Annotated in this window: 21 protein-coding genes; 17 read left to right on the forward strand and 4 right to left on the reverse strand. The window is 63.4% G+C overall.

Annotated elements, in window-relative coordinates; genetic code table 11:
- The first annotated feature begins 44 nt into the window (after positions 1–44).
- Complete coding sequence (locus KH389_RS05915) at positions 45–1,691, forward strand: Na+/H+ antiporter (protein ID WP_213607021.1); 1,647 nt, start codon at positions 45–47, stop codon at positions 1,689–1,691.
- Positions 1,692–1,800: 109 nt separating this feature from the next.
- Here the strand turns inward: KH389_RS05915 and KH389_RS05920 are convergent, their stop codons facing one another.
- The 4 genes from KH389_RS05920 to map all read right to left on the reverse strand — a co-directional run bounded on the left by KH389_RS05920 (position 1,801) and on the right by map (position 7,361).
- Entirely contained in the window at positions 1,801–2,544 is a 744-nt protein-coding gene (locus KH389_RS05920; protein WP_116053058.1) for a M12 family metallopeptidase, read from the reverse strand.
- A 94-nt stretch (positions 2,545–2,638) separates the two neighbouring features.
- A complete protein-coding gene (gene dapC, locus KH389_RS05925) occupies positions 2,639–3,832 on the reverse strand; it encodes a succinyldiaminopimelate transaminase (protein ID WP_054915003.1) in 1,194 nt (397 codons plus the stop codon).
- Between the two features lie 23 nt (positions 3,833–3,855).
- Positions 3,856–6,558, reverse strand: coding sequence for a [protein-PII] uridylyltransferase (locus KH389_RS05930; RefSeq protein WP_043863250.1), 2,703 nt, complete (start codon positions 6,556–6,558; stop codon positions 3,856–3,858).
- 20 nt (positions 6,559–6,578) lie between these two features.
- Positions 6,579–7,361, reverse strand: a complete 783-nt coding sequence (map, locus tag KH389_RS05935; RefSeq protein ID WP_043863251.1) for a type I methionyl aminopeptidase — start codon at positions 7,359–7,361, stop codon at positions 6,579–6,581.
- A gap of 345 nt (positions 7,362–7,706) precedes the next feature.
- Between map and rpsB the strand changes: the two genes are divergently transcribed.
- The 16 genes from rpsB to dnaE all read left to right on the forward strand — a co-directional run bounded on the left by rpsB (position 7,707) and on the right by dnaE (position 25,909).
- Positions 7,707–8,447: a 30S ribosomal protein S2 gene (rpsB, locus tag KH389_RS05940; RefSeq protein WP_043863252.1), complete on the forward strand. Its 741-nt coding sequence runs from the start codon at positions 7,707–7,709 to the stop codon at positions 8,445–8,447.
- A gap of 193 nt (positions 8,448–8,640) precedes the next feature.
- A complete protein-coding gene (tsf, locus tag KH389_RS05945) occupies positions 8,641–9,504 on the forward strand; it encodes a translation elongation factor Ts (RefSeq protein WP_043863253.1) in 864 nt (287 codons plus the stop codon).
- Between the two features lie 182 nt (positions 9,505–9,686).
- Positions 9,687–10,430 carry a UMP kinase gene (gene pyrH / locus KH389_RS05950; RefSeq protein WP_038614006.1) on the forward strand — a complete coding sequence of 248 codons (744 nt, stop codon included), beginning with the start codon at positions 9,687–9,689 and terminating at the stop codon, positions 10,428–10,430.
- Positions 10,427–10,984 carry a ribosome recycling factor gene (gene frr, locus KH389_RS05955; RefSeq protein WP_043863254.1) on the forward strand — a complete coding sequence of 186 codons (558 nt, stop codon included), beginning with the start codon at positions 10,427–10,429 and terminating at the stop codon, positions 10,982–10,984. The genes pyrH and frr overlap by 4 nt, the downstream gene beginning before the upstream one ends.
- Before the next feature lie 18 nt (positions 10,985–11,002).
- Positions 11,003–11,758: a polyprenyl diphosphate synthase gene (gene uppS / locus KH389_RS05960; RefSeq protein ID WP_043863255.1), complete on the forward strand. Its 756-nt coding sequence runs from the start codon at positions 11,003–11,005 to the stop codon at positions 11,756–11,758.
- Positions 11,758–12,573 carry a phosphatidate cytidylyltransferase gene (locus KH389_RS05965; RefSeq protein WP_054915002.1) on the forward strand — a complete coding sequence of 272 codons (816 nt, stop codon included), beginning with the start codon at positions 11,758–11,760 and terminating at the stop codon, positions 12,571–12,573. Before uppS ends, KH389_RS05965 begins: the two co-directional genes overlap by 1 nt.
- A complete protein-coding gene (ispC, locus tag KH389_RS05970; RefSeq protein ID WP_043863257.1) occupies positions 12,570–13,760 on the forward strand; it encodes a 1-deoxy-D-xylulose-5-phosphate reductoisomerase in 1,191 nt (396 codons plus the stop codon). Before KH389_RS05965 ends, ispC begins: the two co-directional genes overlap by 4 nt.
- Positions 13,761–13,817: 57 nt before the next feature.
- Complete coding sequence (gene rseP, locus KH389_RS05975) at positions 13,818–15,170, forward strand: RIP metalloprotease RseP (RefSeq protein ID WP_213607022.1); 1,353 nt, start codon at positions 13,818–13,820, stop codon at positions 15,168–15,170.
- A 74-nt stretch (positions 15,171–15,244) separates the two neighbouring features.
- Positions 15,245–17,593, forward strand: a complete 2,349-nt coding sequence (gene bamA, locus KH389_RS05980) for an outer membrane protein assembly factor BamA (RefSeq protein ID WP_043863259.1) — start codon at positions 15,245–15,247, stop codon at positions 17,591–17,593.
- A 45-nt stretch (positions 17,594–17,638) separates the two neighbouring features.
- The gene (locus tag KH389_RS05985) at positions 17,639–18,142 is read left to right on the forward strand and encodes an OmpH/Skp family outer membrane protein (protein ID WP_043863260.1); all 504 of its coding nucleotides are present in this window, start codon (positions 17,639–17,641) and stop codon (positions 18,140–18,142) included.
- Positions 18,143–18,144: 2 nt separating this feature from the next.
- Positions 18,145–19,200 (forward strand): UDP-3-O-(3-hydroxymyristoyl)glucosamine N-acyltransferase, encoded by a 1,056-nt coding sequence (gene lpxD / locus KH389_RS05990; RefSeq protein ID WP_058541488.1) that lies wholly within the window; start codon positions 18,145–18,147, stop codon positions 19,198–19,200.
- A gap of 112 nt (positions 19,201–19,312) precedes the next feature.
- A complete protein-coding gene (gene fabZ / locus KH389_RS05995) occupies positions 19,313–19,753 on the forward strand; it encodes a 3-hydroxyacyl-ACP dehydratase FabZ (protein ID WP_038613986.1) in 441 nt (146 codons plus the stop codon).
- Positions 19,750–20,526 carry an acyl-ACP--UDP-N-acetylglucosamine O-acyltransferase gene (gene lpxA / locus KH389_RS06000; RefSeq protein WP_088514540.1) on the forward strand — a complete coding sequence of 259 codons (777 nt, stop codon included), beginning with the start codon at positions 19,750–19,752 and terminating at the stop codon, positions 20,524–20,526. Before fabZ ends, lpxA begins: the two co-directional genes overlap by 4 nt.
- A 1-nt stretch (position 20,527) precedes the next feature.
- Complete coding sequence (lpxB, locus tag KH389_RS06005; RefSeq protein WP_213607023.1) at positions 20,528–21,655, forward strand: lipid-A-disaccharide synthase; 1,128 nt, start codon at positions 20,528–20,530, stop codon at positions 21,653–21,655.
- On the forward strand, positions 21,656–22,285 hold the full coding sequence (gene rnhB / locus KH389_RS06010; protein WP_210014264.1) for a ribonuclease HII: 630 nt from the start codon (positions 21,656–21,658) through the stop codon (positions 22,283–22,285).
- 102 nt (positions 22,286–22,387) lie between these two features.
- Positions 22,388–25,909 carry a DNA polymerase III subunit alpha gene (gene dnaE / locus KH389_RS06015; RefSeq protein WP_213607024.1) on the forward strand — a complete coding sequence of 1,174 codons (3,522 nt, stop codon included), beginning with the start codon at positions 22,388–22,390 and terminating at the stop codon, positions 25,907–25,909.
- Positions 25,910–25,962: the final 53 nt, after the last annotated feature.

The following is a 25,962-nucleotide window of genomic DNA, read 5'->3' on the forward strand; positions in this document are numbered from 1 at the left end:
TGGCCGTTGAGCGTATTTGAAACTGAACAGGAAAAACACGCCGTATGCAGTCAGCCTATACCGTTCTCATCCTGCTGATGCTGGTCAGTGTCTCGAAACTGGTGGGGCGATTGATCCCGCTGCCACTGCCGCTGGTGCAGATTGGTGCCGGTGCGCTGTTGGCCTGGCCGACCCTGGGCCTGCACGTGGCCCTGGACCCTGAGCTGTTTCTGTTCCTGTTCTTGCCCCCGTTGCTGTTCTCCGATGGCTGGCGCATGCCCAAGCGCGAGTTCTGGCGCCTGCGCGGGCCGATCCTGACCCTGGCGGTGGGGCTGGTGCTGTTCACGGTGGTGGGGGCCGGCTATTTCATCCACTGGATCCTGCCGAGCATACCGCTGCCGGTGGCCTTTGCCCTGGCCGCTGTGCTGTCGCCCACCGACGCGGTGGCGGTGTCGGCAATCAGCCAGGATCGCCTGCCCACCCCGTTGATGCACATGCTGCAGGGTGAGGCGCTGATGAACGATGCCTCGGGCCTGGTGACGTTCAAGTTTGCGCTGGTGGCGGCGATCACCGGGGTGTTCTCGCTGGCCGAGGCCAGTGTGACCTTCGTGCTGGTGGCCGTGGGTGGCCTGGCCATCGGCGTGGCGCTGAGCTGGTTGGTGGGGCGCCTGCGGGTGTGGATGATCGCGCGCGGCTGGGACGACCCGGCCACCCACGTGGTGTTCATGCTGTTGCTGCCGTTCGCCGCCTATGTGCTGGCCGAGCGCCTGGGCGCCTCGGGCATTCTCTCGGCGGTGGCGGCGGGCATGATGCAGAGCTGGCTTGACCTGCTGCCGCGCCAGACCAGCACGCGCCTGCTCAACCGCAGTGTGTGGTCGCTGCTGGAGTTCGCCTTCAACGGCCTGATCTTCCTGCTGCTGGGCCTGCAACTGCCCGATATCGCCAAGGCGGTGACCAGTCATGAGGCATCGCTGTGGCCAACCCTGCTGTACCGCTGCCTGGATGTGCTGGCGATCTTCCTGGTGTTGCTGGCGCTGCGGTTCATCTGGGTGCAGAGCATCTGGCGCCTGATCGGGGTGATCCGGCGCTGGCGCGGCAAGGAAGACCTGGTGCTGGTGCCCAACGCGCGTTCGTGCTGGCTGCTGACCGTGGGCGGCGTGCGCGGGGCGGTGACCCTGGCGGGCGTGATGTCGGTGCCGCTGCTGATCGGCGCGGGCAAGGCGTTCCCCGAACGCGACCTGCTGATCTTCATTGCCGCAGGGGTGATTCTGCTGTCGCTGGTATCGGCCTGCATTGCCTTGCCGTTGCTGCTGCGCGGGGTGGAGAAGAGCCCCGACGATACCCTGCGCCAGGAGGCGCGCGAGGCCTGGCGGCGCACCGCCGAGGCGGCGATCCATGCGTTGGAGGCCGAGGAGCTGGTGGAGCCCGGCGCGCCCCAGGATGCCTCCCAGGCCGCACTGGCCGCCGAGTTGAAGGCGCGCCTGATGGCCGAGTACCGGCAGCAACTGGACGTGTTCAACGACAGTGCCGAGGCCCAGGCGCTGGCCGCGCAGATGGATCAGCTGGAGCGACGCCTGCGCCTGCGGGCGCTGCGGGCGCAGCGCCTGGAGCTGTACAGCCTGCACCGCCAGCACCAGATCGGTGATGACGTGGTGCGCCAGGTGCTGGGTGAGCTGGACATGAGCGAGGCCAACCTGGGGCCGGTCAAGTGAAGTGCTCGGGGTCGCATGGCGGCCCCGCGCTGAGGGTCAGTCGCGCGGACAGGTCAGGCGCACGCTGGCGCCCAGGTCCCGCCCGCTGCCGGGCTGGGCGGGGTGCACTTCACGGGTGTACCGGGGTGAAGGGGTAGGCCTTGCCCGCCAGCGCCTTGTCGCCGTCGCTGAGCTGCGCCGAGCCGGTGAAAGCCACATTGTTCAGGGTGAAGGTGGCCGGAATCGGGTAGTGCATGACCGAACCCGGGTCGTAGGCGTTGTGCAATGCCTGCGTGCGTTCGATCCTGTTGAGGAAGTTTTCAGCAATCTCTTCCATGGGCATGCCGACCTGTTCGGCGTATTCCAGCAGCTTGGCCAGGTTCCACTGGATGTCCGCATCCGGGTGCTGATGTTCATGGTCCAGGCCCAGCGCGTGCCCGAACTCATGCAGCACGCTGCGCTGGAACTGCTCATCGCCAGGCCAGTCGCTGAGGGTCATGGTGCTGTCTTCGCGGAGCAAGGCGTCGGTCCCGACCAGTGAATGGTTGATCCCCGTGCCGCTTGGCTTCATCTCGATCCTGATCTGTGCTTCGGCCCAGTCGGCGGTGCGCTGGAACTTGAGGTTGGCGTACGCCAGCCATTGGCAGGCAACCTCGAAGATGCTCTGTTGCGTCTGTTCCGGTATGTCGGCCGCGAAGGCGATGAGCAGGGTGCGGCCCGGCGCCCACAGGCGGCTGTGGTAGGCAACGCCGCGTTTCTGACGACCCGAGCGCGAGGGCTGCGGGGCGTTGAGCGGGTTTTCTTTCAAAGCTGTTTCGTAGGATTGCTGCTGATCGGCCACCTGGGTGACCTTGCACAAGGTTGGTATGTCCATGCTGGAGCTCCTGTTGAGTGGAGCTCCATGATTGGCGGGCCGACCGGGCTTTGGGCGTTACTTATCTATCGGTCGGCCGACCAGGCGTACCGGCTCAGCCTTCGACGAATGCGCGGATGCGCTGGGCCGCCTCGACACATTCGGCAAGCGGGGCCACCAGCGCCAGGCGCACGCGTCCGGCCCCCGGATTGAATCCCTCCACCTCGCGAGACAGGTACGAGCCCGGCACCACGGTCACGTGCTGCTGTTCGAACAGGTCGCGGCAGAACTGCGCGTCATCGCCGGGGACCTTCGGCCACAGGTAGAAACCGCCGTCGGGCTTCTGTACATCCATTACCGGGGCCAGCACCTGCAGCACGGCGTCGAACTTCTCGCGATACAGGTCGCGGTTCTCCAGGACATGCGCCTCGTCGTTCCAGGCGGCGATGCTCGCCAGCTGGGTCTGTACCGGCATCGCGCAACCGTGATAGGTGCGGTAGAGCAAAAAGGCCTTGAGAATCTCGGCATCGCCGGCCACGAAGCCCGAACGCAGGCCTGGCAGGTTGGAGCGCTTGGACAGGCTGTGGAACACCACGCAGCGCTTGAAGTCGCTGCGGCCAAGTTCCACGCAGGCGCTGAGCAGGCCGGGTGGCGGGGCCTGCTCGTCGAAGTACAGCTCGCTGTAGCACTCGTCGGCGGCGATCACGAAGTCGTGCTCGTCGGCCAGTGCGATGAGTTTTTTCAGGGTGTCCAGCGGCACCAGTGCGCCAGTCGGGTTGCCTGGCGAGCACAGGAACAGGATCTGGCAACGCTGCCAGATCTCGGCTGGCACCGCGTCGAAGTCCGGGTTGAAGCCGTTGCTGTCCAGGCACGGCAGGTAGTGCGGCTGGGCGCCGGCGAGCAACGCGGCACCTTCGTAGATCTGGTAGAACGGGTTGGGGCTGACGATCAGCGCGTCCTCACCACGGCTGACCACCGCCTGGGTGAAGGCGAACAGCGCCTCGCGGGTGCCGTTGACGGGCAGCACGTGCTGTGCGGCATTCAGCCAGCCGGCCGGTACACCGAAGCGGCGCTCGCACCAGTGCACGATGCTTTCGCGTAGCGCGGGCAGGCCCAGGGTGGTGGGGTACACCGCCATCTTGTCGAGGTTGTCGGCCAGCGCCTTGGCCACGAATGCCGGCGAGGCGTGCTTGGGCTCGCCGATCGACAGGGCGATGGCGCGCTTGTCTGCGGCCGGCGTCACGCCATCGAGCAGGGCACGCAGTTTCTCGAACGGGTAGGGCTGAAGCTGGTTCAAAGCGTTGTTCATTGGCGCTGGGTCTCGTCAATCGGTCAAAGGGTGAGGCGGGTCATCTCGACGCCGGTGGCCTGGTCGACGCGCAACTGCTCGACGATCTCGGCCTGCAGGCGGCGGCACAGTTCAGGGTCGGACAGCGGCTGGTTGTCGGCGTCGGTGATGAAGAACACGTCTTCCACCCGCTCGCCCAGGGTGGCGATCTTGGCGTTCTGCAGCGACAGGTCGAACTCCAGGAAGATCTTGCCGATGCGTGCCAGCAGGCCCGGGCGGTCCGGGGCGCTGAGCTCGAGGATGGTCACCGGGCGCTGGGCATCGTTGAGGATGGTCACCTGGGGCGCGAAGGTGAAGTGCTTGAGCTGGCGCGGTACCCGACGCTGGATGATGGTGGGGTAGTCGTCGGGGTTGCGCAGGGCTTCGGTGAGGCCTTCACGGATTTCCTTGACGCGCTGCGGGTTGTCGCCGATCGAGCCGCCGTCGTTGTCGAGCACGATGTAGGTGTCGAGGGTGAACTGGCTGCTGGAGGTGATGATGCGTGCGTCGTGGATGTTCAGGTTGAGCTGGTCCATCGCGGCCACGGTCACGGCGAAGAAGTCGTGCTGGTCGGGGGCATAGATGAAGATCTGCGTACCGCCCTCGAACTCGCGCTGGGTGGTCTCCTTGATCAGCACCAGCGGGCCGCCGTCGGCCGGCTGCTGCAGGATCGCGTCGGAGTGCCAGGCCACGTCCGCGGCGGTGTGGCGCAGGAAGTAGTCATCGCCCAGTTGCGACCACAGTTGTTCGACGTCGTCCGGGTCGGTGCCTTCGCGTACCAGGATGTCCAGAGCTGCGCTCTGGGTCTGGCGGATCTGCTCTTCGCGTTCCAGCGGGTTTTCCAGGCCGCGGCGCAGGGCCCGCTTGGTTTCGGTGTAGAGCTGGCGCAACAGGCTGGCGCGCCAGGAGTTCCACAGGCTCGGGTTGGTGGCGTTGATGTCGGCCACGGTGAGCACATAGAGGTAGTCCAGGTGCACCAGGTCGCCGACCAGCTGGGCGAAGTCGTGGATCACCTGCGGGTCGGAGAGGTCCTTGCGCTGGGCAGTGGTCGACATCACCAGGTGGTTCTGTACCAGCCACACGATCAACCGGCTGTCCCAGGCGGGCAGCTGGTGGCGGCTGCAGAATGCCTGGGCGTCCACCGCACCGATCTCGGAATGGTCGCCCTGACGCCCCTTGCCGATGTCGTGGTACAGGCCGGCGAGGTAGATCAGCTCGGGCTTGGGCAGGCGCCCCATGAGCTTGCTGGCCAGCGGGAATTTCTCGGACACGGGGGTGTACTGCAGTTTGCGCAGGTGCTTGATCAGGTTCAGGGTGTGCGCATCGACCGTATAGATGTGGAACAGGTCGTGCTGCATCTGCCCCACGATCAGGCCGAACTCGGGCAGGTAGCGCCCCAGGATGCCGTAGCGGTTCATGCGGCGCAGGTTGCGGTGGATGCCGATCTCGCACTTGAACAGCTCGATGAACAGGCTGGTGTTGCGGATATCGTTGCGGAACTCGTCGTCGATCAGGTGTCGGTGCTCGCGCAGCAGGCGGATGGTGTCGGCACGCACGCCCTTGATTTCGGGGTGCTGAGCCATCAGCACGAAGATCTCGAGCATGGCGAACGGGGTGCGCTTGAACACGTTGCTGCGCACCGCCTCGATGTAGCCGTCATGCAGCTGGAAGCGCGGGTTCAGCGGCTGGGTGCTGCTGGCGCTGTCATCGGCGAGGATGACTTCCTCGAAGTGCTGGATGATCAGGTCGCTGAGCTCGGCGATGCTCATCACCACCCGGTAGTACTGCTGCATGAACTGTTCGATGGCGCGCTTGGGGTTGTCATCGGTAAAGCCCAGCAACGCGGCGATGCTGCGCTGGTGGTCGAACAGCAGGCGGTCTTCGGCGCGCCCGGCGAGCATGTGCAGGGCGTAGCGCACCTTCCACAGAAACTCCTGGGACGAGGCCAGCAGGTTGTTCTCGCTCTCCAGCAGGAAGCCTTCGCCGGCCAGCGCATGCAGGTTGAGCGTGCCGTACTGGCGGCGCGCTACCCAGAGCACGGTCTGGATGTCGCGCAGGCCGCCGGGGGAGCCCTTGACGTTGGGTTCCAGGTTGTACTCGGTGTCGTTGTACTTGTGGTGGCGCGCCTTCTGCTCGGCGCGCTTGGCCAGGAAGAATTCCTTGCTCGGCCACATGTGCGCCGTGCTGGTGACCTCGAGCATGCGCTGGCGCAGGTGTTCGGGGCCGCAGATGGTGCGGCTTTCCATCAGGTTGGTGACCACAGTGAGGTCGGCCCGCGCCTGTTCGGCGCATTCGTCCACCGAGCGCACGCTCTGGCCGACTTCCAGGCCGATGTCCCAGAGCAGGGTGAGGAAGCGCTCGATCGAGTCGCGAAACACCTCGTGGTCGGCGTCATCGAGCAGGATCAGCAGGTCGATGTCGGAATAGGGGTGCAGCTCGCCGCGCCCGTAGCCGCCGGTGGCGATCAGGGCGATGTCGGCGGCTTCGCTCCAGCTGAACTGGTTCCATGCCTGTTGCAGGATGTTGTCGACGAACCAGGCGCGGTCCTCGATCAGTCGGCGGATCTCGCGGCCGCTGCGAAAGCGCCCGTCGAGCACCTCGCCGGCCTGGCGGATGGCTTTCTTGAAGGCCGCTATGGGGCTGGCCTTGAGGGCCAGTTCCGCCTGGAACTGGCCGCGGTCGAACAGCTCGGGGTCCACCTGGGGCATCGATGACGTTCCTGTGAGGGTCAGGCCGAAGTGCGCGGGATCGTGTCGTCCTTGCGCAGGGTGAAGATCTCGTAGCCGGTGGCGGTGACCACCAGGGTGTGTTCCCACTGCGCCGAGAGCTTGCGGTCCTTGGTGATGGCGGTCCAGCCGTCGCCCAGCACCTTGGTGTCGGCCTTGCCCTGGTTGATCATCGGCTCGATGGTGAAGGTCATGCCTTCCTTGAGTTCCATGCCGGTACCGGCGCGGCCGTAGTGCAGGATCTGCGGCTCTTCATGGAACACCTTGCCGATACCGTGGCCGCAGAACTCGCGCACCACCGAGAAGCCGTTCTTTTCGGCGTGCTTCTGGATCACTTCGCCGATGTCGCCCAGGCGGCAGCCCGGCTTGACCAGCTCGATGGCCTTATACATGCACTCCTGGGTGACCTGGGACAGGCGCTCGGCCCATACCGGCACGGTGCCGACGTGGAACATGCGGCTGGTGTCGCCGTGGTAGCCGTCCTTGATCACGGTCACGTCGATGTTCAGCGTGTCGCCATCCTTGAGCGGCTTGTCGCCCGGGATGCCGTGGCACACCACGTGGTTGACCGAGGTGCAGATCGACTTGGGGAAGCCCTTGTAGTTCAGGGGCGCGGGGATGGCCTGCTGCACGTTGACGATGTAGTCGTGGCACAGGCGGTCGAGTTCCTCGGTGGTGACACCGGGCTTGACGTGTTCTTCGATCATCTCCAGGACTTCGGCGGCCAGGCGGCCGGCGACGCGCATCTTTTCGATGTCTTCGGCGGTTTTGATAGTGACGGTCATTGCAGGCTCTCTACGGCGCGCGCAGGCGCAAATGAAACGGGAAAGGCGTGATTCTAACAGAGCGAGGCGGCGCGCTGGGGCCTGGGCTGCGGGGCATTGCCTACTATTTATGTTGATTGCATTGGTCGCTGCATGAGCAGGGCGGGTGCAACCCTCGGGTGTCGTCTGTTTTTTCGGTTTCGCTCGGCTCACTTGTGTGGTATAAAATGCGCCGCTTTCGGGGATAGCCCCGTCTGCTCAAACCCACACACGTGTCGACACGATGGCCTGGGTGCCCCTGACTTCGGTTTCGGGGTTGGTCATTGGGATACGTGGAGGCCCAACCCGACTTATCAAGGAACTATCATGTCCCAAGTCAACATGCGCGATATGCTGAAGGCCGGTGTGCACTTCGGTCACCAAACCCGTTACTGGAATCCGAAAATGGGCAAGTACATTTTCGGCGCGCGCAACAAGATCCACATCATCAACCTTGAAAAAACCCTGCCGATGTTCAACGAGGCACTGACCTTCGTAGAGCGCCTGGCCCAGGGCAAAAACAAGATTCTGTTCGTCGGCACCAAGCGTTCCGCTGGCAAGATCGTTGCTGAAGAAGCAGCACGTTGCGGTTCGCCGTACGTCGATCACCGCTGGTTGGGCGGCATGCTGACCAACTACAAGACCATCCGTGCTTCGATCAAGCGTCTGCGCGACCTGGAAACCCAGGCCGAAGATGGTACCTTCACCAAGCTGACCAAGAAAGAAGCGCTGATGCGCACCCGCGATCTGGAAAAACTGGACCGCAGCCTGGGTGGTATCAAGGACATGGGCGGCCTGCCTGATGCCCTGTTCGTGATCGACGTTGACCACGAGCGCATCGCTATCACCGAAGCCAACAAGCTGGGTATCCCGGTCATCGGCGTTGTCGATACCAACAGCAGCCCGGAAGGCGTTGACTACATCATCCCAGGCAACGATGACGCCATTCGCGCCATCCAGCTGTACATGGGTTCGATGGCTGACGCCGTTATCCGTGGTCGCAACAACGTTGCCGGCGGCACCGAAGTGTTCGCAGAAGAAGCAGCTGCACCGGCTGCCGAAGCCTGAGTAGCTGACGCTTAGCGTCGACTCGGCACGCAAAAAGGGGGCTTGGCCCCCTTTTTGCCACCTTGAAATCCTCTTGTCAGCGTCGCCGTTGCATCATTGCGAACTGCATGTGCTCTGGCAGTGGATTTCCAGAATTGAACGCCCGTCAGGTATCGGGTGGAATGGTTGAAAACCTATCCAAGAGGAATTTGAAATGGCAGCAATTACTGCAGCGCTGGTAAAAGAACTGCGCGAGCGTACCGGCGAAGGCATGATGGATTGCAAGAAAGCCCTGGAAAAGGCTGGCGGCGACATCGAAAAAGCCATTGACGACATGCGCGCTTCGGGTGCCATCAAGGCAGCCAAGAAAGCTGGCAACGTTGCCGCTGAAGGCGCCATCGCCATCAAGGCCGACGACAAGTCCGCTGTCCTGCTGGAAGTGAACTCGCAGACCGACTTCCTGGCCCTGCAAGACGACTTCAAGGCCTTCGTCGCCGAAAGCGTCGAGCAAGCCTTCGCTGAAAAACTGACCGACGCTGCGCCGCTGATCGCTGCGCGTGAAGCTGCTCGTGAGGCCCTGGTGGCCAAGGTTGGCGAAAACGTCAACATCCGTCGCCTGGTGCGCGTTGAAGGTGACGTTGTCGGTACCTACCTGCACGGCAACAAGATCGGTGTTGCAGTGGTCCTGAAGGGCGGCGACGTCCAACTGGCCAAAGAGATCGCCATGCACGTGGCGGCAAGCAACCCTGAGTTCCTGCTGCCGTCGGAAGTTTCGGCTGAAGCGATCGAGCGCGAAAAAGCCGTGTTCCTGCAGCTGAACGAAGAGAAGATCAAAGGCAAGCCTGAGAACATCGTCGAGAACATGGTCAAAGGCCGTATCTCGAAGTTCCTGGCCGAAGCCAGCCTGGTCGAGCAAGCCTTCGTCATGAACCCGGAAATCAAGGTCGGCGAGCTGGCCAAGAAAGCCGGTGCCGAAATCGTTTCCTTCACCTACTTCAAGGTAGGCGAAGGCATCGAGAAGCCAGTCGACAACTTCGCTGAAGAAGTTGCTGCACAGCTGGCTGCTGCCAAGCAGTAAGACAGAGTCACCTCTGTCGCCCCAAAGAGGCTGCCCGCTCACGCGCGCAGCCTCTTTGTCAAAGCGGGGGCGGTTTACAACGCCGCCCTTTCGCTGGCGCAGTCGCTGCGCCACGCTACAGTTAGCAGGCTGAAAACAGCCCGCCCAGATTTTTTTTCAAAACGCCGCAGGAGAGATTCGCAATGGCTCAGCAGGGCAGTGGTTATCAAGCTCGCTATAAACGCATTCTACTCAAGCTTAGCGGCGAGGCCCTGATGGGCTCGGAAGAGTTCGGCATCGACCCCAAGGTGCTGGATCGCATGGCGCTGGAAGTCGGCCAGCTGGTCGGTATCGGTGTGCAGGTCGGCCTGGTGATCGGTGGCGGCAACCTGTTCCGTGGCGCGGCGCTCAGCGCAGCGGGCATGGATCGCGTTACCGGCGACCACATGGGTATGCTGGCCACGGTAATGAATGCGCTGGCCATGCGCGATGCGCTGGAGCGCGCCAACATCACCGCCATCGTCATGTCGGCGATCTCCATGGTAGGCGTGACCGATCACTATGATCGCCGCAAGGCCATGCGCCACCTGAACTCGAAAGAAGTGGTAATTTTCGCGGCCGGTACCGGCAACCCGTTCTTCACCACCGACTCCGCCGCCTGCCTGCGCGCCATCGAAATCGATGCCGACGTGGTATTGAAGGCAACCAAGGTCGATGGTGTATACACTGCAGACCCATTCAAAGACCCGCATGCCGAGAAGTTCGATCATCTTACCTACGATGAAGTGCTGGATCGCAAGCTGGGCGTGATGGACCTGACAGCTATCTGTCTGTGCCGAGACCACAAGATGCCGTTGCGCGTCTTCAACATGAACAAGCCTGGCGCCCTGCTGAACATCGTGCATGGTGGCGCTGAAGGGACCCTGATCGAGGAAGTTCAAAAATGATCAACGAAATCAAGAAAGACGCCCAAGCGCGTATGCAGAAATCCCTGGAGTCTCTGGCTTATGCGTTCGGCCAGATTCGTACCGGCAAGGCACACCCCAGCATCCTGGCAAGCGTGATGGTGCCTTACTACGGTACCGACACCCCGATCAGCGGCGTGGCCAACGTCACCGTGAAAGATTCGCGCACCCTGCAAGTCGTGGCGTTCGAGCGCAACATGCTCGCTGCCGTCGACAAGGCCATCCAGAGCGCCGGTTTGAATCTCAATCCGACCAACCTGGGTGAGCTGCTGCTGATCAGCATGCCAGCCCTGACCGAAGAAACCCGCAAGGGCTTCACCAAGCAGGCGCGCAGTGCAGCCGAAGACGCGCGCGTTGCTGTGCGCAACATTCGCCGCGATGCTCTGGGTGAACTGAAGAAGCTGGTCAAGGACAAGGAAATCAGTGAAGACGAAGAGCGTCGCGCCATTGCTGATATCGACAAGCTGACCAAAGATACCGAGGCCCAGATCACCAAGGCCACCGAAGAGAAAGAAAAGGACCTGATGGCCGTTTAAGGGCCGGGACTTTTTTCAATGGAAAAGACCAAGCAGGGTGTGCCTCCATCGGTGCCGCGCCATGTCGCGATCATCATGGATGGAAATAATCGCTGGGCGAAGAAGCGCCTGTTGCCCGGCGTTGCCGGGCACAAGGCAGGCGTGGATGCGGTGCGCGCGGTCATCGAGGTGTGCGCCGAGGCCAAGGTCGAGGTCCTGACCCTGTTCGCGTTCTCCAGCGAGAACTGGCAGCGCCCGGCCGACGAGGTCGGTGCGCTGATGGAGCTGTTCTTCTCGGCGCTGCGCCGCGAGGCCAGGCGGCTCAACGAGAACAACATCAGCCTGCGCATCATCGGTGATCGCTCGCGCTTTCACCCTGAATTGCAGGCTGCCATGCGCGAGGCCGAGGCGCTGACCGCAGGCAGCAATCGCTTCATCCTGCAGATCGCCGCCAACTACGGTGGTCAGTGGGATATCGCCCAGGCCGCCCAGCGCCTGGCGCGTGAAGTGCAGGCCGGGCATCTGCGCCCGGAAGACATCACCCCCGAGTTGCTGCAGCCGTGCCTGGCGACAGGCGATCTGCCGTTGCCCGACCTGTGCATCCGCACCGGTGGCGAGCACCGCATCAGCAACTTCCTGCTGTGGCAGCTGGCGTACGCCGAGCTGTATTTCTCCGACCTGTTCTGGCCGGACTTCAAACACGAGGCCATGCGCACTGCATTGGCCGATTTCGCTTCGCGCCAGCGCCGCTTCGGTAAAACCAGCGAGCAGGTCGAGGCTGGAGCCCGTGCTTAATGCTTAAACAACGCATCATCACTGCGCTGATTCTGTTGCCGATTGCCCTGTGCGGGTTTTTCCTGCTCGACGGGGCGAACTTTGCCTTGTTCATCGGCCTGGTGGTCACCCTTGGGGCCTGGGAATGGGCCCGCCTGGCCGGGCTGATCGCCCAGGGCCTGCGCGTTGCCTATGCCGTGGTGGTCGCCGGCCTGCTGATGCTGCTGCACCTGATGCCGGAGCTGGCACCCTGGGTGCTGGGCGTTTCGGTGCTGTGGTGGGCGCTGGCCACCTGGCTGGTGCTGACCTACCCGCGTACCAGCGAGCTGTGGGCCAGTGTGGCCTGCCGCCTGCTGATCGGCCTGCTGGTGCTGTTGCCGGCCTGGCAAGGCCTGGTGCTGATCAAGCACTGGCCCCTGGGCAACTGGCTGATCATGGCGGTGATGGTCCTGGTATGGGGCGCCGATATCGGCGCCTACTTCTCGGGCCGGGCCTTTGGCAAGCGCAAGCTGGCGCCGCAGGTCAGCCCCGGCAAGAGCTGGGAAGGTGTCTACGGTGGCCTGGCGCTGAGCCTGGTGATCACGGCGGTGGTGGGCGTGACCCGCGAGTGGAGCGCCGGCGAGCTGATCCTCGGTCTGTTCGGTGCCGCCGTCGTGGTACTGGTGTCGGTGGTCGGCGACCTGACCGAAAGCATGTTCAAGCGCCGTTCCGGAATCAAGGACAGCAGCAACCTGCTGCCGGGGCATGGTGGGGTACTGGATCGCATCGACAGCCTCACGGCTGCCATCCCGCTGTTTGCCGTGCTGCTGTGGGCCGCCAACTGGGGCGCGCTGTGAGCCGCCCGCAACGGATCACGGTGCTGGGCGCCACAGGTTCCATTGGCCTGAGCACACTGGACGTGATTGCCCGTCACCCCGAGCGCTACCAGGCCTATGCCCTGAGCGGCTATTCGCGCCTGGGCGAGCTGCTGGCCCTTTGCCTGCGCCATGCTCCGGTGTTTGCCGTGGTGCCGGGCGATGAGGCCGCGCAGCAGTTGCAGGCCGACCTGCGTGCTGCGGGGTCGAGTACCGAGGTGCTGGTGGGCGAGCAGGGCCTGTGCCAGGTGGCGGCCGACCCGCAGGTGGATGCGGTGATGGCGGCCATCGTCGGTGCGGCGGGGTTGCGTCCGACCCTGGCCGCAGTGGAGGCGGGCAAGAAGGTGCTGCTGGCCAACAAGGAGGCGCTGGTGATGTCCGGCGCCCTGTTCATGCAGGCCGTGCAGCGCAGTGGTGCGGTACTGCTGCCGATCGACAGCGAGCACAACGCGATCTTCCAGTGCCTGCCCGGTGACTATGCCCGCGGCCTGGCCCAGGTGGGTGTGCGGCGCATCCTGCTGACCGCTTCCGGTGGTCCGTTTCGTGAAACGCCGCAGGCCGAGCTGGAGCACGTCACCCCGGAGCAGGCCTGTGCGCACCCGAACTGGTCCATGGGGCGCAAGATCTCCGTCGACTCGGCCAGCATGATGAACAAGGGCCTGGAGCTGATCGAGGCGTGCTGGCTGTTCGATGCCAGGCCTGCCCAGGTCGAGGTGGTGGTCCACCCGCAAAGCGTGATTCACTCGCTGGTCGACTACGTCGATGGTTCGGTGCTGGCGCAGTTGGGCAACCCCGACATGCGCACGCCGATCGCCAACGCCCTGGCCTGGCCGCAGCGCATCGACTCGGGTGTGGCGCCGCTGGACCTGTTCGCCGTTGCCCGCCTGGATTTCCAGGCGCCGGACGAGCAGCGCTTTCCGTGTCTGCGCCTGGCGCGTGAAGCGGCGGACGCCGGCAACAGTGCCCCTGCGATGCTCAATGCGGCCAATGAAGTGGCCGTCGAGGCATTTCTTCAGCGGCGCATCCGCTTCCCGCAGATCCCGAGTATCATCGAGCACGTGCTCAACCAGGAAGCGGTCGTTGCCGTGCCGACGCTGGAGGCGGTGTTTGCAGCCGACCAGCGTGCACGCAGCCTGGCCGGGCACTGGTTGGATCGTCACGGGGTCTGAGGTGCGACGTCGCCACGGGTTGCGCCCGCTCCCGCTGAACGCTATTCGGAGAAAGACATGAGTGCGCTCTACATGATTATCGGCACCCTGGTCGCATTGGGCGTGCTGGTCACCTTTCACGAGTTCGGTCACTTCTGGGTGGCGCGGCGCTGCGGCGTCAAGGTTTTGCGGTTTTCCGTAGGGTTCGGCATGCCGCTGGTGCGCTGGCATGACCGCCATGGTACCGAGTTCGTGGTGGCCGCCATTCCCCTGGGCGGCTACGTGAAGATGCTCGACGAGCGCGAAGGCGAAGTGCCTGCCGACCAGCTGGAGCAGTCGTTCAACCGCAAGAGCGTGCGCCAGCGCATCGCTATCGTCGCCGCCGGCCCCATCGCCAACTTTCTGCTGGCCATCGTGTTCTTCTGGGCACTGGCCATGCTTGGCAGCCAGCAGGCGCGGCCGGTCATCGGCGTGGTCGAGGCTGGCAGCCTGGCGGCTGCCGCAGGCCTTAGCGCCGGCCAGGAGATCGTCGCGGTCGACGGCAAGCCGACCAACGGCTGGGCAGCGGTCAACCTGCAGCTGGTGCGCCGGCTGGGTGAAAGCGGCGCGCTGCAGGTCAGCGTGCGTGAAGAGGGTGCCAGCACCGACAGCAGCCATGTGCTCAAGCTCGATGCCTGGCTCAAGGGTGCCGACGAGCCCGACCCGATCCGCTCCCTGGGCATCCGCCCATGGCGCCCGGCGCTGGTGCCGGTGCTGGCCGAACTTGATCCCAAGGGGCCGGCCCAGGCCGCCGGTCTGAAAACCGGCGACCGCCTGCTGGCACTCGACGGCAAGGCGCTTGACGATTGGCAGCAGGTGGTGGACACCGTGCGCGGCCGTGCCGGCAGCCGCATCGTGCTGAGCGTGGCGCGTGACGGGGCGACGCTGGAGTTGCCGGTAACCCTCGCCAGCCGTGGCGAAGGCCAGAATGCCAGTGGTTACCTGGGGGCGGGCGTGGCGCCGGTGGAGTGGCCTGCGGCCATGTTGCGCGAGGTCAGTTATGGCCCGCTGCAGGGCCTGGGCGAGGGTGTTTCGCGCACCTGGAACATGAGCGTGCTGACCCTCGATTCGCTGAAGAAAATGCTGTTCGGCGAGCTCTCGGTAAAAAACTTGAGCGGACCGATAACCATTGCTAAAGTGGCGGGCGCTTCGGCCCAGTCCGGCGTTGGGGATTTCCTGAATTTCCTCGCCTACCTGAGCATTAGCCTGGGGGTTCTTAATTTGCTGCCCATTCCTGTACTGGATGGGGGGCATTTGCTGTTTTACCTGATCGAATGGGCGCGTGGTCGTCCGCTTTCGGATCGGGTGCAAGGTTGGGGGGTCCAGATCGGTATCAGTTTGGTAGTCGGGGTGATGTTGCTTGCCCTGATCAACGATTTGGGTCGACTGTAACGCTTCGCTCAATTGCGAACCTGCCGCGTCCCGCGGTGGGTCGTTTATTGCCAGTTGGAATAAGAAAGGACTTCATGAAACGTCTGCTGCTAACTGCGGTTCTCGCCGTACTGATGATCGCTGAAGTTCACGCCGAGTCCTTCACCATCTCCGATATTCGTGTCAATGGTCTGCAGCGGGTTTCCGCGGGCAGCGTGTTCGGCGCCTTGCCATTGAACGTTGGGGACGAGGCCGATGATCGGCGCCTGGTGGATTCCACCCGTGCGCTGTTCAAGACCGGCTTCTTCCAGGACATCCAACTGGGTCGCGACGGCAACGTCCTGATCATCACCGTGGTCGAGCGTCCTTCCGTCTCGAGCATCGAGATCGAAGGCAACAAGGCCATCAGCACCGAAGACCTGATGAAGGGTCTGAAGCAGTCGGGCCTGGCCGAAGGTGAAATTTTCCAGCGTGCCACCCTCGAAGGTGTGCGCAACGAGCTGCAGCGCCAGTACGTGGCCCAGGGCCGCTACTCGGCCGAGGTCGACGCCGAGGTGGTGCCGCAACCGCGCAACCGCGTAGGTCTGAAAATCAAGATCAACGAAGGCACCGTCGCTGCCATCCAGCACATCAACGTGGTGGGCAACACCAAGTTCAGCGACGACGAGCTGGCCAGCCTGTTCGAGCTCAAGACCACCAACTGGCTGTCGTTCTTCAAGAACGACGACAAGTATGCCCGCGAAAAACTGTCCGGTGACCTTGAGCGCCTGCGCTCCTACTACCTGGACCGCGGCTACATCAACATGGACATCGCCTCCACCCAGGTGTCGATCACCCCGGACAAGAAGCACGTCTACATCACCGTGAACGTCAACGAGGGCGAGAAGTACACCGTTCGTGACGTCAAGCTGTCCGGCGACCTGAAGGTGCCGGAAGACCAGGTCAAGGCACTGATGCTGGTGCAGCCTGGCCAGGTGTTCTCGCGCAAGGTGATGACCACCACCTCCGAGCTGATCACCCGCCGCCTGGGCAACGAAGGCTATACCTTCGCCAACGTCAACGGCGTGCCGCAGCCTCACGATGACGACCACACCGTCGACATCACCTTCGTCGTCGACCCGGGAAAGCGTGCCTACGTCAACCGCATCAACTTCCGTGGCAACACCAAGTCCGAGGACGAAGTGCTGCGCCGCGAGATGCGCCAGATGGAAGGTGGCTGGGCATCGACCTACCTGATCGACCAGTCCAAGACCCGCCTCGAGCGCCTGGGCTTCTTCAAGGAAGCCAACGTCGAGACCCCGGCCGTACCGGGCACCGACGACCAGGTCGACGTGAACTACAGCGTCGAAGAGCAGGCATCGGGTTCGATCACCGCCAGCGTCGGTTTCGCGCAGAGCGCCGGCCTGATCCTGGGTGGTTCGATCAGCCAGAACAACTTCCTGGGTACCGGTAACAAGGTCTCCATCGGCCTGACCCGTTCCGAATACCAGAGCCGCTACAACTTCGGCTTCGTGGACCCCTACTGGACTGCCGATGGCGTGAGCCTTGGCTACAACGCCTTCTACCGCACCACCGACTACGACGACCTCGACGTCGACGTGGCCAGCTATGCGGTGGACAGCCTGGGTGCGGGCGTCAGCGTCGGCTACCCGATCAGCGAGACTTCGCGCCTGACCTTCGGCCTCACCGCCCAGCAGGACAAGATCAAGACCGGTCGCTACACCGTTGACGAGATCTTCGACTTCGTCAAAAAGGAAGGCGACAACTACCTGAACTTCAAGGCATCGGCCGGCTGGTCGGAGTCCACCCTGAACAAGGGCGTGCTGGCTACCCGTGGTCACTCCCAGAGCCTGGTGCTCGAGGCGACCACCCCGGGCAGCGACCTGTCGTTCTTCAAGCTTGACTACCGTGGCCAGCTGTTCAAGCCGATCAACAACGACTACACCCTGCGTCTGCACACCGAACTGGGCTACGGCGACGGCTTCGGCGGCACCTCGGGCCTGCCGTTCTACGAGAACTACTACGCCGGTGGCTTCAACTCCGTGCGTGGCTTCAAGGACAGCAGCCTGGGCCCGCGCAGTACCCCGAGTAAAGGCAACAACCCTGGCACTGCGCGCGACCCGGACCAGGACCCACTGCCGTTCGGCGGCAACGTGCTGGTGCAGGGCGGCGTGGAACTGCTGTTCCCACTGCCGTTCGTCAAGGACCAGCGTTCGCTGCGCACCTCGGTTTTCTGGGACGTGGGTAACGTGTTCGACACCAACTGCGGCTCCAAGCCGGATTGCGAGAAGGTCGGCCTCAGCGGCCTGGCCAGTTCGGTCGGCCTGGGCGTGACCTGGATTACTGCACTGGGCCCGTTGAGCTTCAGCCTGGCGATGCCGGTCAAGAAGCCGGACGATGCCGATACCCAGGTGTTCCAATTCTCTCTGGGCCAGACCTTCTAAGGGTCTGCCCCGCGTAAACGACAACGGATTCTGTAGGAGTGCATCGTGCGTAAGTTGACTCAACTGGCTGTACTGGCTGCGACCCTGATCGCGACCCCGGCATTTGCCGAGATGAAAATTGCCGTCCTGAACTATCAGATGGCGCTGCTGGAATCGGACGCGGCCAAGAAGTACGCGGTCGATGCGGAGAAGAAATTCGGCCCGCAACTGACCAAGCTGAAAAACCTGGAAAGCAGCGCCAAGGGCATCCAGGACCGTCTGGTCAAGGGTGGCGACAAGATGGCCCAGGGCGAGCGCGAGCGTCTGGAGCTTGAATTCAAGCAAAAGGCCCGTGACTTCCAGTTCCAGTCCAAGGAGCTGAACGAAGCCAAGGCCGTTGCCGACCGCGAGATGCTCAAACAGCTCAAGCCCAAGCTCGACGGCGCAGTGGAGGAAGTGATCAAGAAGGGTGCTTTCGACCTGGTACTCGAGCGTGGCGCGGTCATTGATGTCAAGCCTCAGTACGACATCACCCGCCAGGTCATCGAGCGCATGAACCAGTCCCGTTGAACATGACTGCGACCATGAAACTCGGCCAGCTGGCCGAGTTCCTCGGGGCCACCCTCAGTGGCCCGGCGGAGCTCGACATCACTGGCCTTGCGACCCTGCACGAGGCTGGCCCGGGACAATTGAGCTTCCTGGCCAACCCGCAGTACCGCAAATTCCTGCCTGAGAGCAAGGCCGCTGCGGTCCTGCTCAAGGCTGCCGATGCCGAGGGCTTTGCCGGTCACGCGCTGATCGTTGCAGATCCCTACCTGGCCTACGCACGTGTTTCCCACCTGTTCGATCCAAAGCCCAGGGCTGTGGCGGGAGTTCATCCCAGCGCCGTGGTGGCTGCAGACGCACAGGTCGATGCCAGCGCCAGCATCGGTGCCTGTGCAGTGATCGAAAGCGGGGCGCAGATCGGCCCTGGCGTGACCATCGGTGCCCACTGCTTCATCGGTGCGCGCAGCGTGATCGGCGAAGGCGGCTGGCTGGCCCCGCGTGTCACGCTGTACCACGATGTGCATATCGGCAAGCGTGTGGTGATCCAGTCCGGCGCCGTGCTGGGGGGTGAAGGTTTCGGTTTCGCCAATGAAAAGGGCGTATGGCAGAAGATTGCCCAGATCGGCGGCGTGAGCATCGGCGACGATGTCGAGATCGGCGTGAACACCGCCATCGACCGCGGTGCACTGGCCGATACCCGTATCGGCAATGGCGTGAAACTCGACAACCAGATCCAGATCGCCCATAACGTACAGGTCGGCGACCACACGGCAATGGCCGCGTGTGTCGGTATTTCCGGCAGCACCAAGATCGGCAAGCATTGCACCATCGCCGGCGGTGTCGGCATGGTCGGGCATATTGATGTGTGTGATGGGGTGTTCGTCTCCGGGATGACCATGGTCACCCGTTCCATCACCGAGCCAGGTGCCTATTCGTCCGGTACGGCCATGCAGCCGCTGGGTGAGTGGCGCAAGAGTGCCGCGCGCATTCGCCAGCTGGATGAGATGGCCAAACGTCTTCAACAAGTGGAAAAGCGACTCGAGGCCGTGACCTCGGGCGACAAAGCTTCATCAGAAGGCTGATACCATTTCCTGATCAAGAGCGCCCAGCCGCTAGACTGCGCTCCTTGATTTGCTAAAGGAGCGCCGCTCGAACGTGCGCGCTCCCTATCTTTACTACAGGCTTCCCCCCGAAATGATGGACATCAACGAGATTCGCGAATATTTGCCTCACCGTTACCCGTTCCTGCTGGTGGACCGGGTGGTGGACTTGGACGTAGAGGCCCAGCGCATTCGTGCCTACAAGAATGTCAGCATCAACGAGCCTTTCTTCAACGGTCACTTCCCGGCGCACCCGATCATGCCCGGCGTGCTGATCATCGAAGCGATGGCCCAGGCAGCCGGCATCCTCGGTTTCAAGATGCTGGACGTCAAACCCGCGGACGGTACCCTGTACTACTTCGTCGGTTCCGACAAGTTGCGCTTTCGCCAGCCGGTGCTGCCGGGTGATCAACTGATCCTCGAAGCCAAGTTCATCAGCTGCAAGCGCCAGATCTGGAAGTTCGAGTGCCAGGCGTCGGTGGACGGCAAGCCGGTATGCTCGGCCGAGATCATCTGCGCGGAACGCAAACTATGAGTTTGATTGACCCTCGGGCAATCATCGATCCATCGGCAAAGATTGCCGACGGCGTCGAGGTCGGCCCATGGTCGATCGTCGGTGCCGGGGTCGAGATCGGGGAAGGGACCGTGATTGGTCCGCATGTGATTCTCAAAGGGCCGACCCGCATCGGCAAGCACAACCGCATCTACCAGTTCTCCTCTGTCGGCGAAGACACCCCTGACCTCAAGTACAAGGGTGAACCGACGCGCCTGGTGATCGGCGACCACAACGTGATCCGCGAAGGCGTGACCATTCACCGTGGCACCGTGCAGGACCGTAGCGAAACCACCCTGGGTGATCACAACCTGGTCATGGCCTATGCCCATATCGGGCACGACAGCGTGATCGGCAACCACTGCATCCTGGTCAACAACACCGCGCTGGCCGGGCATGTGCATGTGGGCGACTGGGCGATACTGTCCGGGTTTACCCTGGTACACCAGTTCTGCCATATCGGCGCCCACAGCTTTTCCGGCATGGGTACCGCCATCGGCAAGGATGTGCCGGCCTTCGTCACCGTGTTCGGCAACCCGGCCGAGGCGCGCAGCATGAACTTCGAAGGCATGCGCCGTCGCGGTTTCAGCGATGAAGCTATCCATGCCCTGCGCCGCGCCTACAAGGTGGTGTATCGCCAGAACCTGACGGTCGACCAGGCTATCGCCGAACTGGCCGAGCCCGCCCAGCAGTTCCCCGAGGTCGACCTGTTCGTCAAGTCGATCCAGAACTCCGCCCGCGGCATCACCCGCTGACATGGCGCAACTCTGTGTAGCGCTGGTGGCAGGCGAAGCCAGTGGCGATATTCTTGGCGCCGGCCTGATGCGTGCACTCAAGGCCCGCCTTCCGCAGGTACGCTTTATCGGCGTCGGCGGCCCATTGATGGAAGCCGAGGGGCTGAGTTCCTACTTTCCCATGGAGCGCCTGGCCGTCATGGGCCTGGTCGAAGTGCTGGGTCGCCTGCGCGAGCTGCTCAAGCGCCGCAAGCTGCTGATCCAGACGCTGATCGAGCAGAAGCCGGACGTGTTCATCGGTATCGATGCGCCCGACTTCACCCTCAACATCGAACTGAAACTGCGCCAGGCCGGCATCAAGACCGTGCACTACGTCAGCCCTTCTGTTTGGGCCTGGCGGCAGAAGCGTGTGCTGAAGATCCGCGAAGGCTGCGACCTGATGCTCACGCTGTTTCCGTTCGAGGCGCGGTTTTATGAAGAGCAGGGCGTGCCGGTGCGTTTCGTCGGCCACCCGCTGGCCGATACCATCCCGCTGCAGGCCGACCGCACTGCAGCGCGTGAAGCGCTGGGCCTGCCCGACGGACCCTTGGTGGCCCTGATGCCAGGCAGCCGTGGCGGCGAAGTAGGGCGCCTGGGTGCACTGTTTCTGGATACCGCACAGCGGCTTCGCGAGCTGGTGCCGGGGGTGCGCTTCGTCTCGCCCTGCGCCAACCCGGTGCGCCGTGCCCAGCTCGAACAGATGCTCGAAGGCCGCGACCTGCCACTGACCCTGCTCGACGGTCAGTCGCACCAGGCCCTGGCGGCCTGCGATGCGGTATTGATCGCCTCGGGCACCGCTACCCTGGAGGCGCTGTTGTTCAAGCGACCCATGGTGGTGGCGTACCGCGTGGCCCCGGTGACCTACTGGATTCTCAAGCGCCTGGTCAAAAGCCCTTATGTATCGCTGCCCAACCTGCTGGCCCAGCGCCTGCTGGTGCCCGAACTGCTGCAGGAGGCCGCCACCAGCGAGGCCCTGGCGCAGACCCTGGCACCACTGGTGAGCGGTGGCGAGCAGCAGACCGAGAGCTTCGATCAGATTCACCGTACCCTGCGCCGCGATGCCTCCAACCAGGCAGCCGACGCGGTACTGGCCTTGCTGGAACATCGATAAATGCAAATCGGACTGGATTTCAACCTGGTCGAAGACCTGGTCGCCGGGGTTGACGAAGTCGGCCGCGGCCCGCTGTGTGGCGCGGTGGTGACCGCTGCCGTGATCCTCGACCCGAGCCGGCCGATCCTGGGCCTGAACGATTCGAAAAAACTCACCGAGGCGCGCCGCGAAAAGCTCTTCGACGAGATCTGCGAGAAGGCCCTGAGCTTTCACATCGCCCGCGCCGAGGTCGACGAGATCGACCAGCTGAACATTCTGCATGCCACCATGCTGGCCATGCAGCGCGCGGTCGAAGGCCTGCACATCACGCCCAAGCTGGCACTGATCGACGGCAACCGTTGCCCCAAGCTCAACGTGCCATCAGCGCCGGTGGTCAAGGGTGACAGCCAGGTGCCGGCCATCGCTGCGGCCTCTATCCTGGCCAAGGTGACCCGTGACCGGGAAATGGCTGCCTTCGAGCTGATCTACCCTGGCTACGGCATCGGCGGGCACAAGGGCTACCCGACCCCGCTGCACCTTGAAGCCCTGGCCCGGCTTGGCCCCACGCCGATTCACCGGCGCTCGTTCGCCCCGGTAAGGGCTGCATTCGAGGCCCGTGGCCTGCAGGCCAACTGCCTGTTGCCGGTGTAGAGGCAACCCCCGTTCAGCCTGACCACTCCCGCGCAGGCTGTAGTTTTGATCGAGGCCCGGTACAATCCGGGCCTTGTTGTTTTGTGCTGCTATAGGATCATCATGTCGGCTTCTTTCGTTCATCTTCGCCTGCACACCGAATTCTCGCTGGTCGATGGCCTGGTGCGGATCAAGCCGCTGGTCAAGGCCCTGGCCGGGATGAACATGCCGGCGGTGGCCGTCACCGACCAGAGCAACATGTGCTCGCTGGTCAAGTTCTACAAGACCGCCATGGGCAGCGGGATCAAGCCGATCTGTGGGGCCGACCTGTGGCTGTCCAACGCCGACCCCGACCTGCCGCTGTCGCGCATCTGCCTGTTGGCGATGAACGCCAAGGGCTACCGCAACCTCACCGAGCTGATCTCCCGTGGCTGGATGGACGGCCAGCGCAATGGCGTGGTGGTCATCGAGCGCGAGTGGATCGCCCCGGCCAGCGAGGGCCTGATCGCCTTGTCGGCGGCCAGGGAAGGCGATATCGGCATGGCACTGCTGGGCAACAACCCGCAGGAAGCCGAGGCCCTGCTGCGCGACTGGATGGCGATGTTCCCCGATCGCTTCTATGTCGAGGTGCAGCGCACCAACCGCAGCGGCGACGAAGAGTATTTGCACGCCGCCGTGGCCCTTGCCGACCGCCTGGGCGCGCCGCTGGTGGCCACCAACGACGTGCGCTTCATCAAGCAGACCGACTACGACGCCCACGAAACCCGGGTGTGCATCGGCGAAGGCCGTGCCCTGGACGATCCGCGGCGTTCGCGCAACTACAGCGACCAGCAGTACCTGAAAAGCCCGGAAGAAATGGCCGAGCTGTTCAGCGACCTGCCCGACGCCCTGGCCAACACGGTCGAGATCGCCAAGCGCTGCAACATCGAGGTGCAGCTGGGCAAGCACTTCCTGCCCGACTTCCCCACGCCCAACGGCATGGGCATCGACGAATACCTGCGCCATGTGTCCCATGAAGGCCTGGAAGAGCGCCTGGCGGTGCTCTGGCCCAAGGACACCACGCCCAACTATGAAGAGAAGCGCCAGGTCTACCTCGACCGGCTGAAGTTCGAGCTGGACATCATCATCCAGATGGGCTTCCCCGGTTACTTCCTGATCGTTATGGACTTCATCAAGTGGGCCAAGAACAACGGCGTGCCGGTAGGTCCGGGCCGGGGGTCGGGTGCCGGCTCGCTGGTGGCCTACGTGCTGAAGATCACCGACCTCGACCCGCTGGCCTACGACCTGCTGTTCGAACGTTTCCTCAACCCTGAACGGGTCTCGATGCCCGACTTCGACGTCGACTTCTGCATGGACGGTCGCGACCGCGTGATCGAGTACGTGGCCGATGCCTACGGGCGCAATGCGGTGAGCCAGATCATCACCTTCGGCACCATGGCGGCCAAGGCGGTGGTGCGTGACGTGGCGCGGGTGCAGGGCAAGTCCTACGGCCTGGCCGACCGCCTGTCGAAGATGATTCCGTTCGAAGTCGGCATGACCCTGGAGAAGGCCTACGAGCAGGAGGAAATGCTGCGCGACTTCCTCAAGACCGACGAGGATGCCAAGGAAATCTGGGACATGGCCCTCAAGCTCGAGGGCGTTACCCGGGGCACCGGCAAGCACGCCGGTGGCGTGGTCATCGCGCCGACCAAACTCACCGACTTCTCGCCGATTGCCTGTGACGAAGAGGGCGGCGGCCTGGTAACCCAGTTCGACAAGGATGACGTGGAGGCGGCCGGCCTGGTGAAGTTCGACTTCCTCGGCCTGCGTACCCTGACCATCATCAAGTGGGCGATGGAGACGATCAACCGCGAGCAGGCCAAGGCCGGCCTGCCGGACCTGAACATCGACTTCATCCCGCTGGACGACAAGAAGACCTACGACCTGCTGCAGAAGGCCGAGACCACTGCGGTATTCCAGCTCGAGTCGCGCGGCATGAAGGAGCTGATCAAGAAGCTCAAGCCCGACTGCCTGGAAGACCTTATCGCACTGGTGGCACTGTTCCGCCCGGGCCCACTGCAATCGGGCATGGTGGACGACTTCATCAACCGCAAGCACGGCCGCGCCGAGCTGGCCTACCCGCACTCCGACTACCAGTACGAAGGCCTCAAGCCGGTACTGGCGCCGACCTACGGCATCATCCTGTACCAGGAACAGGTGATGCAGATCGCCCAGGTGATGGCCGGCTACACCCTCGGCGGTGCGGACATGCTGCGCCGGGCGATGGGCAAGAAGAAGCCCGAGGAAATGGCCAAGCAGCGTGGCGGTTTCATCGAAGGCTGCGCCACCAACAACATCGACCCGGACCTGGCGGGCAACATCTTCGACCTGGTGGAAAAATTCGCCGGTTACGGTTTCAACAAGTCCCACTCCGCCGCCTACGGCCTGGTGTCGTACCAGACCGCCTGGCTCAAGACCCATCACCCGGCCGCGTTCATGGCTGCGGTACTGTCGGCGGATATGCACAACACCGACAAGGTGGTGACCCTGATCGAGGAAGTGCGCAGCATGAAGCTGCGCCTCGATGCACCGGATGTGAACACCTCCGACTTCAAGTTCACGGTCAACGACGACGGCCGCATCGTGTATGGCCTGGGCGCGATCAAGGGCGTGGGCGAGGGCCCTGTCGACGCGATCGTCGAGGCGCGCAGCAGCGGACCATTCAAGGACCTGTTCGACTTCTGCGAGCGGGTCGACCTCAAGCGCATCAACAAGCGCACCCTCGATGCATTGATCCGCAGCGGTGCGCTGGACCGCCTGGGGCCGTTCTTCCACGACGAGATCAAGGCCTACCAGGCCAACATCGACCGTAACCGCGCGGTGCTGCTGGGGGCGATGGAAGAGGCGATCAAGTCGGCCGAACAGACCGCACGCACCCACGACAGCGGGCACTCGGACCTGTTCGGCGGGTTGTTCGTGGAGGCCGACGCCGACGTCTATGCCAACCACCGCAGCGCCCGCGAGCTGACCCTCAAGGAACGCCTGCGCGGCGAGAAGGACACCCTGGGCCTGTACCTGACCGGCCACCCGATCGACGAGTACGAAGGCGAGATCCGCCGTTTCGCCCGTCAGCGCATCATCGACCTCAAGCCGGCCCGCGATACCCAGACCGTGGCCGGCATGATCATTGCGCTGCGCGTGATGAAGAACAAGAAGGGCGACAAGATGGGCTTCGTGACCCTCGACGACCGCTCCGGGCGCATCGAGGCGTCGCTGTTTGCCGATGCGTTCATGGCCGCGCAGCCGTTGCTGCAGACCGACGCGATGGTGGTGGTCGAAGGGGAGGTCAGCAATGACGACTTCTCCGGTGGCCTGCGCCTGCGGGTCAAGCGCGTGATGAGCATGGAAGATGCACGTACCAACCTGGCCGAAAGCCTGCGCCTGAAGATCCATGCCGACGCCCTCAAGGGCGACCGCCTGGCGTGGCTGGGCGAGCTGTTCAAGCGCCATCGCGGCGCGTGCCCGATCAGCATGGAATACACCGGCAACGACGCGCGCGCCCTGCTGCAGTTTGGCGAAGGTTGGCGCATCGACCCCGCGGACGGACTGATTCAGGCCCTGCGTGACCAGTTCGGGCGTGAGAACGTCTTCCTGCAATATCGATGAATTGATGAATTTTTAATCTCGACCTGAATGCGCCTGATCCCTTAAGGTAGGGC

The sequence above is a fragment of the Pseudomonas qingdaonensis genome, from assembly GCF_018398475.1.
Classification (GTDB): Bacteria; Pseudomonadota; Gammaproteobacteria; order Pseudomonadales; family Pseudomonadaceae; genus Aquipseudomonas; species Aquipseudomonas palmensis.